The 16,219-nt window shown below is 65.1% G+C and carries 12 protein-coding genes; 7 read left to right on the forward strand and 5 right to left on the reverse strand.

The genetic code is table 11. The features are described from left to right. Positions 1–281: 281 nt before the first annotated feature. On the forward strand, positions 282–1,001 hold the full coding sequence (locus tag KR227_RS08225) for a hypothetical protein (RefSeq protein WP_218364907.1): 720 nt from the start codon (positions 282–284) through the stop codon (positions 999–1,001). A 70-nt stretch (positions 1,002–1,071) separates the two neighbouring features. Here KR227_RS08225 and KR227_RS08230 read toward each other — a convergent pair whose 3' ends face one another. The 3 genes from KR227_RS08230 to KR227_RS08240 are packed head-to-tail and all read right to left on the reverse strand — an operon-like array spanning position 1,072 to position 5,444. Beyond that, positions 1,072–3,654 carry an ABC transporter permease gene (locus KR227_RS08230; protein ID WP_218364908.1) on the reverse strand — a complete coding sequence of 861 codons (2,583 nt, stop codon included), beginning with the start codon at positions 3,652–3,654 and terminating at the stop codon, positions 1,072–1,074. Further along, a complete protein-coding gene (locus KR227_RS08235) occupies positions 3,655–4,389 on the reverse strand; it encodes an ABC transporter ATP-binding protein (protein ID WP_151550304.1) in 735 nt (244 codons plus the stop codon). It abuts the gene before it with no gap. Positions 4,390–4,436: 47 nt separating this feature from the next. Then, positions 4,437–5,444, reverse strand: a complete 1,008-nt coding sequence (locus tag KR227_RS08240; protein ID WP_218364909.1) for a pseudouridine synthase — start codon at positions 5,442–5,444, stop codon at positions 4,437–4,439. A 138-nt stretch (positions 5,445–5,582) separates the two neighbouring features. Between KR227_RS08240 and KR227_RS08245 the strand changes: the two genes are divergently transcribed. After that, positions 5,583–7,994, forward strand: coding sequence for an MMPL family transporter (locus tag KR227_RS08245; protein WP_218364910.1), 2,412 nt, complete (start codon positions 5,583–5,585; stop codon positions 7,992–7,994). Between the two features lie 20 nt (positions 7,995–8,014). Continuing rightward, the gene (gene tgt, locus KR227_RS08250) at positions 8,015–9,250 is read left to right on the forward strand and encodes a tRNA guanosine(34) transglycosylase Tgt (protein ID WP_218364911.1); all 1,236 of its coding nucleotides are present in this window, start codon (positions 8,015–8,017) and stop codon (positions 9,248–9,250) included. Here tgt and KR227_RS08255 read toward each other — a convergent pair. Then, a complete protein-coding gene (locus KR227_RS08255) occupies positions 9,247–9,825 on the reverse strand; it encodes an RNA polymerase sigma factor (RefSeq protein WP_151529424.1) in 579 nt (192 codons plus the stop codon). The two genes, tgt and KR227_RS08255, sit on opposite strands and share 4 nt — an antisense overlap. Before the next feature lie 162 nt (positions 9,826–9,987). On the opposite strand from KR227_RS08255, the gene KR227_RS08260 reads away from it, so the two are divergent. The 3 genes from KR227_RS08260 to mmsB all read left to right on the forward strand — a co-directional run bounded on the left by KR227_RS08260 (position 9,988) and on the right by mmsB (position 14,120). Further along, complete coding sequence (locus tag KR227_RS08260; RefSeq protein WP_255549239.1) at positions 9,988–11,535, forward strand: catalase; 1,548 nt, start codon at positions 9,988–9,990, stop codon at positions 11,533–11,535. A 152-nt stretch (positions 11,536–11,687) separates the two neighbouring features. Next, positions 11,688–13,220, forward strand: a complete 1,533-nt coding sequence (locus KR227_RS08265; protein WP_218364912.1) for a CoA-acylating methylmalonate-semialdehyde dehydrogenase — start codon at positions 11,688–11,690, stop codon at positions 13,218–13,220. Positions 13,221–13,238: 18 nt separating this feature from the next. Then, a complete protein-coding gene (gene mmsB / locus KR227_RS08270) occupies positions 13,239–14,120 on the forward strand; it encodes a 3-hydroxyisobutyrate dehydrogenase (protein WP_218364913.1) in 882 nt (293 codons plus the stop codon). Here the strand turns inward: mmsB and KR227_RS08275 are convergent, their stop codons facing one another. Next, positions 14,121–14,696: a TetR/AcrR family transcriptional regulator gene (locus KR227_RS08275; protein WP_218364914.1), complete on the reverse strand. Its 576-nt coding sequence runs from the start codon at positions 14,694–14,696 to the stop codon at positions 14,121–14,123. A 53-nt stretch (positions 14,697–14,749) separates the two neighbouring features. Between KR227_RS08275 and KR227_RS08280 the strand changes: the two genes are divergently transcribed. Then, the gene (locus tag KR227_RS08280; RefSeq protein WP_218364915.1) at positions 14,750–16,132 is read left to right on the forward strand and encodes a GntP family permease; all 1,383 of its coding nucleotides are present in this window, start codon (positions 14,750–14,752) and stop codon (positions 16,130–16,132) included. The last annotated feature ends 87 nt before the right edge of the window (positions 16,133–16,219 follow it).

Here is a 16,219-nt window from a genome sequence, read left to right on the forward strand (position 1 = left end):
GTACTGCACCCGGGAGGGTGTGGGAGAGTAAGTCACCGCCGACCTAAAACTACAAACACCGCACAAGGGCGGGGGAGAAGACACACCACACCAGGTGATGCTTCACCCCCGCCCTTCGGCATGCCCAGACATTGCCCGCGCCAACAATTATATTATGTCATTGCAACATCATTAGGTTACACAAGATAAGTCTAGTAACATTCGTGGGTGTAAGAATACGTTTTTCGCCGGCTGGCGGGCTGTTATGGCTCGACGCTGGTTCCTCATACAAAGGTTAATTTATGGCACACAGCAGAACCCTCGCCGCAGTCCTCGCGGCCGTCGGAATCGCTTTCGCCGGGGTGCAGCCCGCCCAGGCCGAGGTCCAGGTTCCCTCCATCGATATGGCGGAGCCGGGTGGAGTGAGCGTCGATACGCTGCTCGACTGGGCGAGTAGCCAGTCCGAGGATGTACAGCAGGCTATCGCGGCGGTCATGGAGGAGGCCGAGGATACTGACCTCGCGGCGCTGTCCTCCGAAGTGCCCCAGGCCTTCACGGACACCAAGGCTGTGCAGAGCGGGGACTCCACCAAGAAGAGCAAGTTCTACTATCCCGCCCCGGTCCTCGGCTGCGGTATCGGGGATCTGCCGGTGACCGGGGCACTGGCCACAGTGCAACCCGGCCCCAACTACGGCTCGGGTCCGGTGTTTGGCAAGCGCAATCTCCTGAAGCCGTATATCCCCGCTGGGCATGCCTATTTCCATGTGTTCACCGCGGATGAGCGTCTCGCACCGTCGGTGAAGGGCACGGACATGAAGGTGGCGTGGCTGAACCTGAAGACCATGAAGGGCGGCGTCAACGACCTCGATGAAAGCTTCCTCGGAGCGAATGTACACGCCCAGACCTCGGCGCTGGTGAACACCGGCTCCGGTCCCGTGATTGCCGCCATCGCCGGCACCATGGCCTATGGCGAAGATAGCTGCACGGTACTGCCGACCGTGGGCTCGACCACCGTCTCTTAATCTGTCCTGACAGAGAGAGCACAAGGGGGCCGGATGCGATCGCGTCCGGCCCCTGATCGATGTTGTGGTGCTAGTCCGTGATCGCCTCGAGCGGGCGCGTCCGCGCGGCCGTCGCCGCCGGCCAGAGCGCAGCGAGCACGCCCACCAGCATGGAACCGGCGAGCATGATCCCGACGGTGCCCCAGGGGATGACGATCGCCGTAAGCCCGGTGTCTTTCAGATTCTCGAGGAAGGCGCAGCCCACGGCGATGCCGACAACGGCACCGACGACGGCGCCATAGAGGGCGATCACCGCGGATTCCAGATAGAACATGATACGCACCTGTCGGCGCTGCATGCCGACTGCCCGCAGCATGCCGATCTCTTGGCGGCGCTCGATCACCGAAAGCGCGAGGGTATTCACGATACCCAGAATGGCCACGATCACCGCCAGCGCCAGCAGCCCGTAGAGAATGGAAAGCATCCCGCGCACCTCGCTGGCGGCTTGCCCCTTCACCTCATCGGGATCCTTGACCGAGGTCACCAGATCCCGATCGACCTCCTTGTCTAGCGCCGCCCGCACCTGGGCGGGGCTAAAGCCCGCCGCGGCGTGCACATAGATCTCTTGGGGCACCAGGCCCGTCTGATCGATGAGCTCTGCGGCGCTGGCTCGGGAGAGAACACCGCCGTACAAGGTGGAGGAATCCACTAGGGCCGTCACCGGCACCTCCACGTAGCTGTCTTGGCCGCGGATACTCACCCGCGCCATCTCACCCAGCCCCACCTGCACGTAGTCCGCAGCGGTCTCGCTGAGGATAAGGCCTGGGGCGTCAAGGTCGATCTCGCCGCCCACCGCGGTGAATTTCACGCTATCGAGCATGGAATTATCGGCCACCGGGGTGGTGGGCGGCCCGAAGTCATTGCCCATGGACACGTCATTGACCATGAAGGGGCCGGCGGAGACCACCGATATGGAGTCCACCTCGGGCAGGGCGGCGACGCGCTCCGCGGTGTCCTCCGGCATGCTTATTCCGGCGCCGCGTTCGCCGGTGAGCACAAAGTCGGCGGTGATGGAATCGTCCACGATGTCCTCGGTGGAGCGCTGCATAGAGGCAGCCAGCATGCCGATAGATGAGACCATGATCAGCCCCAGGGTGAGGGAGAAGGCGGTGGCCGCAGTGCGGTGCGGGTTGCGCTGCGAGTTGGTGGCCGCCAATCTGCCCACCGTGCGGAAGGGAGCGCCGAGGATCCGGCCCAATCCACCCACCAGGGGGATGGATAGCGCCGGCCCGGCCAGCCATAGTCCCAGCACCAGCGCCAGGGTTCCGGCACCCACCAAGGACAGCGGTATGCGCAGGGCCTCGGTGTCGATGAGAACCGAGACGATGCACAGCACAGCGCCACTCAGTAGCGCCGCGGCGCCGGCCAGGGTGCGCCACTTCAAGGAGGCGCGGGTGGGCGGCTGCGGCCGCATGGCCTGGACGGGGTGAATGGACCCGGCTTTGCGCGCCGGCGCCCATGCCGAGAGCACAGTGACCACCAGACCCACGATCACCGGAGCGATGATGGTGGTGGGGGTGAGCGATACGCCAGCATCGGGCAGGCCCGCGTCGGAGCGATTGAGCAGCCAGGTGATCAGCCGCACGAGCCCCACGCCGGCGAGAACGCCAAGCAGCGAGCCCACCAGTCCGACCACCACGGATTCCGCCACCACGGAGCGGGTGATCTGCGTGGCGGAAGCGCCCAAGGCCCGCAGCAGCGCGTATTCACGGTTGCGCTGGGCCACCAGCATGGCGAAGGTATTGGAGATGATGAAAGTGCTCACCAGCAGCGCGATGCCGGCGAATGCCCACAGGAAGTAGGTGACGAAGGAGAGGGCGGACTCGATACGTTCATTGGCTTGGTCTACCAGGTGCTGCCCGGTGCTGACCATGAAGTTCGGCAGGGCGTCGGCAAGCTCGGATTGCACGCTCTCGGCGGCGTCCGGGTCCTGCAGTGTCAGCGCGGCGAGCTGGGCATGCTCCCCATCGGTGAAGTGGGCGCGATAGTCCTGCTCCCGCAGCGCGATGGAGAGCCAGCCCGCCTGGTCGGAGGGGGCCTCGTAGATGCCGGTGACCTCTGCGTCGAGGCGGGTATCGGGGACCAGTACGGTCACGTGATCGCCGATGGAGATGCCGCCGCGCTCAGCGGCATTGCTGTTGATGGCGATCTGTCCCGCCGCGCTGGGCCGTGCGCCCTCGACGATAGTGCCCTGGCTGGGGATGTCCTCGCCGTGGAGAGTCTCCGGTGGCACGAGGGCAATGGCCTGGGTGGGAACCGCTCCGCTCTGGATGCGGGCGCCATTCGGGTCGGTGAGGATCACGCTGGAGTCGCGACCCTGGATGGACACGGCGCGCACATCTGGGCGGGCGCGCAGCTCATCCACCTCCGCGAAGGGGATTCCCTGCGGCGAGCGCTCGGTGCCGGCGACCACCACGTCAATATCGTCGAAGGCGGTGGTCAGCGCCGAGTTCAGGGAGGAGGACAGGGTCGAGGTGAACATGGAGGAGCCGGCCACGAAGGCGGTGCCGAGTACCACGGCGAGCACCGTCAGCAGCAGCCGGAGCTTATGCGCGGCCACCGAACGCAGCGAGATCGTGCGCATGCGTGGCGGCGTCATGGTCGGTGTCGCCATCTACCGGCCCTCGATCCCGGCCATGATGGACATGATCTTCTCGGTGGTGGGCTCGGTGATGTCATCGCGGATGCTGCCATCGGCGAGGAAGATCACCCGGTCCGCATAGGCGGCCGCCGCCGAGTCGTGGGTGACGATCACCACGGTCTGGTTGAGCTCGTCCACCGCCGCCCGCAGAATCCGCAGCACCTCGGTGGAGGAGTTGGAATCGAGGTTGCCGGTGGGTTCATCGCCAAAGATGATATCTGGCCGCGACACTAGGGCGCGGGCGACGGCCACGCGCTGTTGCTGCCCGCCGGAGAGCTCGGAGGGCTGGTGGCGCAGTCGATCCTTCAGCCCGAGCCGCTCGGTGACCTCGGTGAACCATGCTTCATCGACGCGCTGCCCGGCGATGCCCACCGGCAGGGTGATGTTCTCCGCCGCGGAGAGCGTGGGCACCAGGTTGAAGGACTGGAACACAAACCCCAGGCGGTCGCGTCGTAGATTCGTGAGGGCGGCGTCGTTAAGCTGCGAAAGCTCGGTCTCCCCGATATAGGTCTCGCCGCTGCTCGGGGCGTCGAGCCCAGCCATGCAGTGCATGAGCGTGGATTTTCCGGAGCCGGAGGGGCCCATGATCGCGGTGAAGCGGCCGCGCTCGAATTCCACGGTGACATGGTTCAGCGCCACCACCTGGGCGCTGCCCTCGCCATAGGATTTGTATAGGTTCACGGCGCGGGCCGCGGGGATGGTGGGCATGGGGTCCTCGCTCTCTACCGGGGTCAATGGATCGTCATTCACGGCGCTTATCGACGCTCACTCGCGGAATATCCCGCCGTACTGGTGCTAAATCTACGCTGCTGGCCGGTGAAGGGATCGGTGAACGCCAGATGGGTGGAGCACAGCTGCAGGGGTGTGGCGTAGTTCTCGGGCTCATCGGCTGCGACCGTGGGATAGAAGGGATCGCCGAGGATCGGCGCCCCGGCCGCGGTCATGTGCAGGCGCAACTGGTGGGTGCGGCCGGTGTGGGGGTGCAGCTCATAGCGGGCCAGGGGTGGCTGGGGGCCATAGTCGGCTTCGAGGCGCTGCTGCTCGGCGGCGCTGAGCGGGGTCACGGCCAGCACCTCGGTGATCGCGTTGATCGCCGCGCCGGGCAGCTCCACGGCCTGGATCTCACCTGGGGTTTTGTGGATATGGGAGCGCCACACCGTGCCGGGGGTGATCTCCGCGTGTAGCGGCGCGATGGCCGTGTAGCGCTTGTCCACGGCCCGCTCGGCGAAGAGTCGCTGGTAGGCGCCGCGCACCTCGGGACGGGTGGTGAACATGAGGATTCCCGAGGTGAGCCGGTCGAGGCGGTGGGCCGGCACCACATCCATATTGCCGGTGCGACGGCGCAGCCGCACCGTGGCGGTTTCGGTGATGTGGCGCCCGCGCGGCATGGTGGAAAGAAACGCCGGTTTGTGCACCACCAGCAGGTTCTCGTCGTGGTGCAGGATAGGGCAGTCGAAGGGGATGGGCGGCTCTGGGGCGGGGATGCGATAGAACCACAGATCGGCGCCCACGCTCACCATGTCCTGCGGGGCGTAGGCGCGGCCGGTGGGGGAGACCACTTCGCCGCGGCGGAAGCGGGCGAGTATGGCCGCTTCATCGTCCTCGGGGTGGCGGTGGCGCTGGTTGAGCACCACGTCGGTGAGGAACTCGAGGGCGCTCACCGCCCCGCGCGGGGTGTCCGGCAGGCGGACGCGGGACGGGGAGAGGCCATCCTTGACGGGCAGAGGGGGTTCGCGGCGGCGCCGCCCAGAGGAGGAAGTCATCGTAGTGTTCAGCGTATCTAAAAACCGTGCTGTTACGTACGTGTCCATGTTGTTTATTACCATGAGTGAGACAGTGCCGCCGCGTTGTGCGCTGGCCGAGCGAACTCCACGCTGAAGAAGAAGCGGAAAGAAGATACTGTGGCGAAGTTTTTGTATCACCTCGGCAAACTGTGTTTTCGGTTGAAGTGGATCGTGGTTCTGCTGTGGGTGGGCATTCTAGCGGCCGTCGGCGTGAGCGCCGTGGCCTTCCAAGACGGCTTCGATGATGCCTTCTCTATCCCCGATATGCCCTCCAGTGAGGCGGGGCAGATGATGGAGCACAACTTCGAAGGCGGCGTCTCCCCTGGCTTCGCCACCGATGTGGATTTGGTGTTCCAGGCCCCGCCGGGCGAGAAGCTGGCGGATCCGAAGAATCACGAGGCCATCCAGAAGGTGATTGACTCCCTGCGCGCGGATCTGCCCGAAGCCGCCGAGGAGCGCACCTTCGGCAACCCCGTGGATGTCAATCCCAAGCTCATCGAGGGCGTGGTGGAGCAATCCGTGGAGAAGGGCCTGCCCCGCGAACTCGCGGAAACCAATGCCTACTTCCTCCGCGTGCTCAGCGATGATGGCACCATCGGCACCACCCGCTTCGCCTTCGATGCCCCCGCGCCGGGAGATGTGAACCAGGAGCAACGCGATGCGGTGAATAAGGCCATCGAGCTCGGCCGCGAGGCGGGAATCACCGTGGAAGCGGGCGGCCCGGGCTTCGCCGAGCCCATTGAGGTGCAGTCCAAGTCCGAGATGATCGGTCTCGGGGTGGCGCTGATCGTGCTGCTGTTTACCTTCGGCTCCGTGGTGGCCGCCGGCATGCCGCTGATTACCGCGGTGATCGGCGTGGGCATTGGCGCGCTCGGCATTGTGCTGGGTACTGCCGTGGTGGATCTGAATAACATCACGCCCGTGCTGGCGCTCATGCTCGGCCTGGCCGTGGGCATCGATTATGCCCTCTTTATTCTTTCTCGCTATCGCGCCGAGTTGGACGAGAAAGGCGAGGAGCAATCCCTGGAGGAGTCCGCGGGCATGGCCCTGGGCACGGCCGGTTCGGCGGTGGTCTTTGCCGGCCTGACCGTGATTATCGCCCTGGCGGCGCTCACCCTGGCGAAGATTCCCTTCCTTTCCTGGATGGGTATTGCCGCCGCGGCGACAGTCTTTGTGGCGGTGCTGATCGCCCTTACCTTCATCCCCGCCCTGCTGGGCGTGCTCAAGGGGCGCGTATTTGGGTTGAAGATCCCCGGGCTGCGCTCCACCAAGCGCGAGGCAGGCCCCTCCTATCAGCGCAGCTCCGGGCTGGCCTATCGCTATATCACGAAGGTGCAGCGCTATCCCGCGCTGGTGCTGGCGGCGGTGACCATTGGCCTGAGCGCCTTGAGCATCCCCGTCACGCACCTCGATCTGGCGCTGCCCTCGGACTCGGTGGCGGAGCGCGATACCACCCAGCGCAAGTCGGCCGAGCTCTTGGCGGAAGGATTCGGCGAGGGCAAAAACGCCCCCTTCCTCGTGGTCATGGATGTCAGCGATATGAACACCCAGGCCGCGGCGCTGAGCTCCTATCGTGCCGCCGCCGGGATCCCGGAGGATGCCGGGGTGGAGCAGCTGGCCCCGCTGACCTATCAGATGGCGGCGGAGAAATTTAACGCCAACGCCGATGTGGCCCACGCCCAAGTGGTGCGGGTGAATAAGGCCGGCACCTCCGCCCAGATTCTGGTGACCCCGCGGCTGGGCCCCAATGATCCGCTCTCCACCGAGCTGCTGCACGCACTGCGCGCCCAGGCCGATGACCTGCGCCGCAGCCTCGGCATCGAGATCGGAATTACCGGCCTGACCGCCGTGCAGCAGGATGTGACCACCAAGCTCGACCACGCCATGCCCATCTATCTCTCCGTGGTGGTGGGCCTGGCCATCGTCTTGTTGCTCATGGTCTTCCGCTCGCTCATGGTGCCGCTGGTCGCTGGTCTCGGCTTCCTGCTCAGCGTCGGCGCCGCATTCGGCACCACCATCCTCTTCTGGCAGCAGGGGCTATGGGGCATCGTGGACACACCCGGGCCGATCATTTCCTTCATGCCGATCTTCCTCATCGGCGTCACCTTCGGCCTCGCGATGGACTATCAGGTATTCCTCGTCACCCGCATGCGGGAACGCTATATCGAATTGCAGAAACACCCCGAGGAGAACACCACCCCCTTCAGCTTGGTGGATGCGTCCACCGTCCAGGGCTTCCTGCTGGGTTCGCGCGTGGTCACCGCCGCCGCGCTGATTATGATGGCGGTCTTTTTCGCCAATATCACCCAGCCGCTGCCCTTTGTGAAGATCTTCGGTTTCGCCCTCGGCGTCGCTGTGCTTGTCGACGCTTTCCTCATCCGCATGGCCCTCGTGCCCGCCACCATGTTCCTTTTGGGCCGGGCCACCTGGTGGATGCCGCGCTGGCTCGATCGCATCCTGCCCTCGCTGGATGTGGAGGGAACTAGCCTAGAAAAAGAGATGGAATCGACGGCGAGTGGGCGTCGATAAGCAGGAAAAGAGCTATAGCCATGAACTACTTTGATGTCACCAATCGCCTCGAGGGCCAGCACGGTCGCGCCGGGGTGATTCACACCCCGCACGGCGATATTGCCACGCCCGCGTTCATTCCGGTGGCCACGAAAGCCACCGTGAAAACCCTCACCCCGGAGCAGATTCGGCTCAGCGGGGCGCAGGCGATTCTCTCCAACGCCTATCACCTCTACCTGCAGCCCGGCCCCGATATTGTGGACGAGGCCGGCGGGGTGGCCGCCTTCGAGAACTGGCACGGGCCCACCTATACCGACTCCGGCGGATTCCAGGTGATGAGCCTCGGCGTGGGATTTAAAAAGGTGCTGGCCATGGACACCTCCGGGCTCGATGCGGGGGATATTCGCGCCCGGAAGAAGGACCGCATGGCGCTGGTGGATGAGGACGGCGTGGATTTCCGTTCCATCATCGACGGCTCGAAGCACCGCTTCACCCCCGAGGTGTCCATGCAGATCCAGCACCAGCTGGGCGCGGACATCATGTTCGCCTTCGATGAGCTCACCACCCTGGTGGATACCCGCGAGTATCAGGAGCAGTCGGTGGCGCGCACCCACCGCTGGGCGCAGCGCTGCCTGCTCGAGCACGAGCGGCTCTCCGAGGAGCGCCAGCACCGGCCGGAGCAGTCGCTCTGGGGCGTGGTGCAGGGAGCCCAATATGAGGACCTGCGGCGCCAGGCCGCCCGGGGGCTGGTGCAGCTCTCGAATGAGCAGGAAGAACAGGGCCAGCGCGGCTTCGGCGGCTATGGCATTGGTGGGGCGCTGGAGAAAGAGAATCTGGGCACCATCGTCGGCTGGGTATGCGATGAGCTGCCGGAGGATCGCCCCCGCCACCTCTTAGGCATTTCCGAGCCGGACGATATCTTCACCGCCGTGGAATCCGGGGCCGATACCTTCGACTGCGTGGCGCCGACGCGGCTGGGGCGGCGCGGCGGGGTCTATACCCTCGATGGCCGGATGAATCTGGCCGCCGCCCGCTTCAAGCGCGACTTCAGCGGCATCGACGAGGAGCTCGGCGGCTATGTGAGCGAGAACTACTCCCGCGCCTATATCCACCATCTGCTCAAGGCCAAGGAGTTTTTGGCCGGCACTCTCTGCACCATGCACAACCTCTACTTCATGGTGGGGCTGGTGGATCGTATCCGGGCGTCGCTGGAGGGCGGCTACTACTACGAGTTCCGGGATGAGTTCATGGGGCGCTACTACGCAGCTAAGCGCTAGGAGCTGCGCGCGGGGGAATCCTGGGTGGCGGTGGCGGCGATAATGTCCTGCCTAGCGCGCGCCACCCGGGAGCGGATGGTGCCGACGCGGCAGCCGGCGATCTTGGCTGCCTCTTCGTATTTATAGCCCAGTACCTGGGTGAGGATGAGGGCCTCGCGGCGGTCCGGGGGGAGTTTTTCAATCACCATCCGCGCATCGATCCACTCGGGCAAGGCGGCCGGGGTGGTGGAGCGGGGGACGTCATCGATTTCGGTGATGGATTTGCGGGGGCGCGCCATATCGTGGCGCACGCTATCGACCCAGACGCGGCGGGCGAGGGAGAGCAGCCAGGTGCGGGCGCTGGACTTGGCGGCGAACTTCGGCAGCGCCTTCATCACGCGAAGATAGGTTTCCTGGGTGAGGTCATCGGCGTGATCGCGGCCGGCGAGATGGGCGAGCAGGCGCCAGACATCTGCTTGGGTGGCCTGAATGAACTCCGTGAGGGCGGCTTTATTGCCGCGCCCAGCGGCGAGTGCGAGTTCGGTGACGTGCTCGTCATCGCGCTCGGGGTTCCCTGCGCCGGCGGGTGCTCTCATACCTGATGATCCTAGCAAAACGGATCGCGAACTAAGGCTTGCCTTCGGTAATACCTATGGGTTAGGCGATGATTAATTGGAATTTTAGATACAACGGGTATACTTATTAAGCAGTAGCCATCAATTAGATGGCGCCTATAAAAATTCCTTTGAGGAGGACCCATGGCTGAACAGCACAATTCTGACCTAGATGCCATCGTCAACGGCGGTGCCCGCACCCCCGGCGGCGAGCAGACCACCCGCCTGAATGGCGCCCCTGTGAGCAGTGAAAACCACTCCGTCACGCAGGGCCAGCAGGGCAGCGTCGACCTACGCGACGTGCACCTGCTGGAGAAGCTGGCCCACTTCAACCGTGAGCGCGTACCCGAGCGCGTGGTGCACGCCAAGGGCTCCGGCGCCTTCGGCGAGCTGCACATCACCGAAGATGTGTCCCGCTATACCTGCGCCGATCTCTTCCAGCCGGGGCGCGTCACCCCGATGCTGGCGCGTTTTTCCACCGTGGCCGGCGAGCAGGGCTCCCCGGACGGCTGGCGCGACGTGCGCGGCTTCGCCCTGAAGTTCTACACCCAGGAGGGTAACTATGACCTCGTGGGCAATAACACCCCGGTGTTCTTTATCCGCGACGGGATAAAGTTCCCGGACTTCATTCACTCCCAGAAGCGCCTGCCCGATACCGGCCTGCGCGATGCCAATATGCAGTGGGACTTCTGGACCCGCACCCCGGAGTCCGCCCACCAGGTGGCGTACCTCATGGGCGATCGTGGTATTCCCACGAACTTCCGCCATATGGACGGCTTCGGCTCCCACACCTACCAGTGGGTGAATGAAGACGGCGAGCGCTTCTGGGTGAAGTACCACTTCAAGACCCAGCAGGGCTGGGAGTTCTGGACCGATGAGGAGGCGGAGGCCGCCGTGGGCGCCAATGCCGATACCTCCCGTGAGGATCTCTTCAACGCCATCGAGCGTGGCGACTACCCGCGCTGGGACGTCAAGGTGCAGATTATGCCCCTCGACGAGGCTGAGGATTATCGCTGGAACCCCTTCGACCTCACCAAGGTGTGGTCCCAGAAGGATTATCCGCTCATCGATGTCGGCTACTTCGAGCTCAACCGCAACCCGAAGAACTTCTTCGCCCAGATCGAGCAGGCCTCCTTCGAGCCCAGCAATCTGGTGCGCGGCATCGGCTTCAGCCCGGACAAGATGCTCATCGCCCGCAGCTTCGCCTATGCCGATGCGGCCCGCTACCGCGTGGGCGCCAATGCCCACCACCTGCCGGTGAACCGCCCGTTGAACGAGGTCAATACCTACGCCAAGGATGGCGCGATGGCCTATGAGTTCAATGATCCTTCCGATCCCGTCTACTCCCCGAACGCCTACGCCAAGGGCGCCGGTACGGACGACGATAAGGAGACCTCCGGTTCCGGCGTGACCGTGGGCGTGGCCGGGGATCTCGGATTGTGGGATGAGACCCACGGCACCGACTTCACCCGCGGCGCCTATGTGCAGCACCCCGAGGATGATGACTTTGCCCAGCCCGGCATGCTCTACCGCGAGGTGCTTGACGACGCCGCCCGCGAGCGCATGGCCGGCAATATTGCCCGCGCCATGGCCGGGGTGAGCGAGCAGGTCGAGCAGCAGGTCTATGAGTACTGGGGCAAGGTGGACCCCCATCTCTCCCAGCGCGTCAAGGAGCTCTTCACCCAGAGCTAAGACCGCGCGCAATGCCCGCCCCTGTGTGCCGGGGGCGGGTTTTTCGCGTCTGGGGTAAATGGTGTTCACCATCGCAGAAACCCTAGGAATGTGACGGGTGACTCACTACTGTGTGGCGTATAACACTTTCGCACAGTAGTAAGGAGACTCCCATGAAGACCATCAACCACTACGTCGGTGGCCGCGAATGGGCGGGCAGCTCCACTGCCACCCAGGACGTGATGAACCCCTCCACCGGCACCGTCCAAGCCCAGGTGCGGCTGGCCAGCACCGCCGATGTGCAGGAAGCCATCAATAACGCTCGAGTTGCTCAGCCCGAATGGGCCGCGTTGAACCCGCAAAAGCGCATGCGGGTGCTCATGGAGTGGATCCGGCTGATCAACGAGCACATGGATGAGCTGGCCACCGCGCTATCGCTGGAGCATGGCAAAACCTTCGCCGACGCCCAGGGCGATGTCCAACGCGGCCTCGAGGTGGTGGAAGTATCCCTCGGCGCCCCGCACTTCCTCAAAGGCGAGTTCTCCGACTCGGTGGGCACCGGGGTGGACACCTACTCCATGCGCCAGCCGCTCGGCGTGGTCGCCGGGATCACCCCCTTCAACTTCCCCGCCATGATCCCGCTGTGGAAGGCCGGCCCCGCACTCGCGGCCGGCAATGCCTTCATCCTCAAGCCCTCCGAGCGCGACCCCTCCGTGCCCCTGAAACTCGCCGAGCTATTCACCGCCGCCGGCGGGCCGGACGGAGTATTCAACGTGGTGCACGGCGATAAACAAGCAGTGGACGCCCTCCTCGACTCCGAGGTGATCCAAGCGATCGGCTTTGTCGGCTCCACCCCAATCGCCCAGTACATCTACACCCGCTGCGCCGAGACCGGCAAGCGCGCCCAGTGCTTCGGTGGCGCCAAGAACCACATGCTCATCCTGCCCGACGCCAACCTCGACGAGGTGGCCGACGCCCTGGTGGGCGCCGCCTATGGCTCGGCCGGCGAGCGCTGCATGGCGATCTCCGTGGCCGTGCCCGTGGGCGAGGAGACCGCCACCGCGCTGCGCGCGAAACTGGTGGAACGCATCGAGGGCCTCAAGGTGGGCCACTGCCTGGACCCAGACGCCGACTATGGCCCGCTGGTGGCCGCCTCCGCGGTGGAGCGGGTGCGCTCCTATATCGACGCCGGAGTGGAGGCCGGTGCCGAGCTGGTCGTCGACGGGCGCGAGCGCGGCGCCACCGATAGCAACTTCCAAGGCGAGGACCTCAGCGGCGGCTACTACCTGGCGCCCACCCTCTTCGACCACGTCACCCCCGAGATGTCGATCTACACCGACGAGATCTTCGGCCCCGTGCTCACCATCGTCCACGCCGAGAGCATCGACGAGGCCCTGCGCCTGCCCACCGAACACGCCTATGGCAACGGCGTGTCCATCTTCACCCGCAACGGCGGCGCCGCCCGCGATATCGCCCAGCGCATCCAGGTGGGCATGGTGGGCATCAACGTCCCCATCCCCGTGCCCATCGCCTATCACACTTTCGGCGGCTGGAAGGCCTCCGGCTTCGGCGACCTCAACCAGCACGGCCCCGACGCCTTCCGCTTCTACACCAAGACCAAAACCGTCACCTCCCGCTGGACGCGTGACGACGCCGCCATCACCCCCCACTCCGGCTCCCACTTCGTGATGCCGGTCGTGGACTAAAGAGACAAGGAGAGAGCAATGACCACCATCGCTTTCATCGGCCTCGGCAACATGGGCGGGCCCATGGCCAGCAACCTCCACGCCGCCGGCTACACCGTCACCGGCTTCGACGTGATGGAACCGGCCATCACCGCCGCCCGCGCGGCTGGGATCGACGTCCACGAATCCGCCGCTGCCGCCGCCCGCGACGCCAGCATCATCATCACCATGCTCCCCAACGGTGCGCTTGTCGACGCCACCCTCCGCGAGATCATCGCCGAGCACCCCGGCAACGCGCTCTTCATTGATTCCTCCACCATCGGCGTCGACGAAGCCACCAGCAACGCCGCCACCGCCGCCGCGGCCGGGCACCGCTACATCGACGCCCCCGTCTCCGGAGGTGTGGTGGGCGCCCGCGCCGGGAAGCTGGCCTTCATGGTCGGTGGCGAGGCCGCGGCCGTGGAACAGGCCCGCCCCGTGCTCGAAGTCATGGGGGCATCCCTCACCCACTGCGGCGGCCCCGGCGCCGGCGCGGCCGCCAAGCTATGCAACAACATGATCCTCGGCATCCAGCAGATCGCCATCGCTGAGGGCATGGTGCTCGGCGAAAGGCTCGGCCTCAGCCCCCGCGCCTTCTTCGACGTGGTCTCGCACTCCACCGGCAGCTGCTGGGCGCTCACTACTAATTGCCCCGTACCCGATGTGGTCGAAAGCGCCCCCGCCAATAGGGACTTCGCCGCCGGCTTCTCCACCAACCTCATCTGCAAAGACCTCGCGCTGGCCATCGACTCCGCCACCCAGACCAGCACCGACACCCAGCTGGGCCGGCACGCCCTCGAGCTATTCACCCAGCTGCAGGACGCCGGGGAAGGGGAGCGGGACTTCTCCGTGGTGATCAACCAGGTGCGTGCGGCGCAGTAGTTAGCGTGGCTGCGGGTGGCCGTCGATAAGCGACTGCAGCTGGGTGGCATAAAAGCCCACCAGCTGCTCGTGGGGAAAGGAGGCAAACTCCACATCCCCGCAGCGGCGCATCAACGATAAGCCCGTGAGCAGGGACATCGCCGCCTGGGCGCGCAGCCGCGGCGCGGGAAAAGGATGCGGGGCCTCCGCCGCGATGCGGTCAGTGAGCACCTGCAAAATATCGCGCTGAATACGCTCGCCGATCGCCTGCAACGACGCCAAGGAACCATCCGCGATCGTCAACGCCCGCACAATCGAATAAGGCGCAGCCCACGGTGCCGTCAGCGTCTCCTCGATCGCGGTGGCACCCAGCTGGGCAAAAGGGCCCGCGAACAGCGCCCGCGCCGACTCCGAAAAATCGAGAGTAGCCGCGAACAGGTTCTCCTTGCTGTGAAAATGCTTCACGATCAGCGCCGGCGACACCTCCGCCACCTGGGCGATCTCCTTCAACGACACCCCCGCGAAAGAGCTCTCCGCAAACAACTCGCGGGCCACCACCAGAATGCGGGTGCGGGCGTTCGCCGAATCAGTGCTCATGCCCCGCATTATAAGTACACCGGCCAGCGCCGGTGCCCAGAAAGGCAGAAAACATGGTACTCGGACTCAGCGGCATCTTCCTCTCCCTGGGTGTACTTCTCGTGCTCGCGTACCGCGGGCACTCCGTGATCATCGTCGCCCCCATCGCGGCACTGCTCGCGACACTACTGTCCGGAGCCCCACTACTGGCCACCTACACCCAAATCTTCATGCCGGCGCTCGGCGGGTTCATTATCAGCTTCTTCCCGCTCTTTCTCAGCGGCGCGATCTTCGGCCGGCTCATGACCAGCTCTGGACTCGCCGCCGACCTCGCCCGCGGCATCTCGGCGCTCTTCGGCCCGCAGCGCGCCATCCTCTCCACCGTGCTCGCCACCGCCCTGCTCACCTATGGCGGTGTGAGCGCCTGGGTGGTGGCCTTCACCATCGTGCCCATTGCCACGCCGCTATTTCGGCAGGCGGGGATCCCGAAAAGGCTCATGCCAGCGGCGCTGGCACTCGGCACCATCACCTTCGCCATCGCCGCCCTGCCCGGCAGCCCGCAGGTACACAACGTGATCCCCACCCGCTACTTCGGCACCACCGGCTACGCGGCACCCGTCGTGGGGCTCATCGGCTCCATCGCCATGTTCGCGCTCGGCATGGCGTGGCTCAACCGGCGCGCCCGGGCGCTCATCCGCGCCGGGGAGCCCTTCGGTGATGATGAGCCTGAGGACACTACTGAATCGAGCACCGAGCACGTGGCGCTGCGTGGCCTGCGCGGACTGCTGCCCATTGCAGTAGTGATCGTGATGAACTTCCTCTTCATCTACGTCCTCAGCGAGGCCATGGACTTCTCCTACCTGGACTCGGAGAAATACGGCTCCACCACGATCGACGCCGTCCGAGGGCTGTGGAGCGTCGTGGTGGCGCTGGCCACGGGCATCCTGCTGATCATGGCAATGCGCTTCCGGCACGTATCCGAGCTCGTCGCAGACCTGTCCGAAGGCGCCAAAAACGCGATCCTTCCCGCGCTTACTACTGCCTCCGAGGTGGGCTACGGCGCGGTGGTGGCCTCCCTCGCCGTGTTCGCGGTGCTTCGCGACGCCATCTTCGATCTCGCCCACAACGCCATCCTGGTCGGCATCACCTCGGTGGCCGCGATCTCCGGAGTCACCGGTTCCTCCTCCGGTGGGCTATCCATTACCCTCGAAGCCTTCGGCCCCGACCTAGCGGCGCTCGCGGCACAACAAAACATCGACCCCGAGCTGCTGCACCGGCTCATGGCCATGGCCTCAGTGTCCTTCGACTCCCTGCCGCACAACGGCGCGGTGCTCACGATGTTGCTCGTATGCGGAATGACGCACCGGCAATCCTACAAAGACATAGCAGTAGTATCCGTGGCCATCCCCATCGTGGTACTCACCGGCATCCTCGGCTGGGTGATGCTCCTCGGCTAGGGGCTGTGGATAGAAAAAGGGGTTATGCACAGGATGGCGTCGATAAGCGTGCAGCGTGATGACAACGCGGGGCGGGTGGGCCACGAT

Origin of the sequence: Corynebacterium sp. TAE3-ERU30, from assembly GCF_019209925.1 — a bacterium.
Taxonomy (GTDB): domain Bacteria; phylum Actinomycetota; class Actinomycetes; order Mycobacteriales; family Mycobacteriaceae; genus Corynebacterium; species Corynebacterium megadyptis.

Excerpts from the sequence above, each read along its gene's own strand:
- KR227_RS08260 (WP_255549239.1), top strand. The coding sequence starts at position 9,988 with ATGGCTGAACAGCACAATTCTGACCTAGATGCCATCGTCAACGGCGGT.
- KR227_RS08265 (WP_218364912.1), top strand. The coding sequence starts at position 11,688 with ATGAAGACCATCAACCACTACGTCGGTGGCCGCGAATGGGCGGGCAGC.
- KR227_RS08275 (WP_218364914.1), bottom strand. The coding sequence starts at position 14,696 with ATGAGCACTGATTCGGCGAACGCCCGCACCCGCATTCTGGTGGTGGCC.
- KR227_RS08240 (WP_218364909.1), bottom strand. The coding sequence starts at position 5,444 with ATGACTTCCTCCTCTGGGCGGCGCCGCCGCGAACCCCCTCTGCCCGTC.
- KR227_RS08255 (WP_151529424.1), bottom strand. The coding sequence starts at position 9,825 with ATGAGAGCACCCGCCGGCGCAGGGAACCCCGAGCGCGATGACGAGCAC.
- KR227_RS08230 (WP_218364908.1), bottom strand. The coding sequence starts at position 3,654 with ATGGCGACACCGACCATGACGCCGCCACGCATGCGCACGATCTCGCTG.
- KR227_RS08225 (WP_218364907.1), top strand. The coding sequence starts at position 282 with ATGGCACACAGCAGAACCCTCGCCGCAGTCCTCGCGGCCGTCGGAATC.
- KR227_RS08235 (WP_151550304.1), bottom strand. The coding sequence starts at position 4,389 with ATGCCCACCATCCCCGCGGCCCGCGCCGTGAACCTATACAAATCCTAT.
- mmsB (WP_218364913.1), top strand. The coding sequence starts at position 13,239 with ATGACCACCATCGCTTTCATCGGCCTCGGCAACATGGGCGGGCCCATG.
- tgt (WP_218364911.1), top strand. The coding sequence starts at position 8,015 with ATGAACTACTTTGATGTCACCAATCGCCTCGAGGGCCAGCACGGTCGC.
- KR227_RS08280 (WP_218364915.1), top strand. The coding sequence starts at position 14,750 with ATGGTACTCGGACTCAGCGGCATCTTCCTCTCCCTGGGTGTACTTCTC.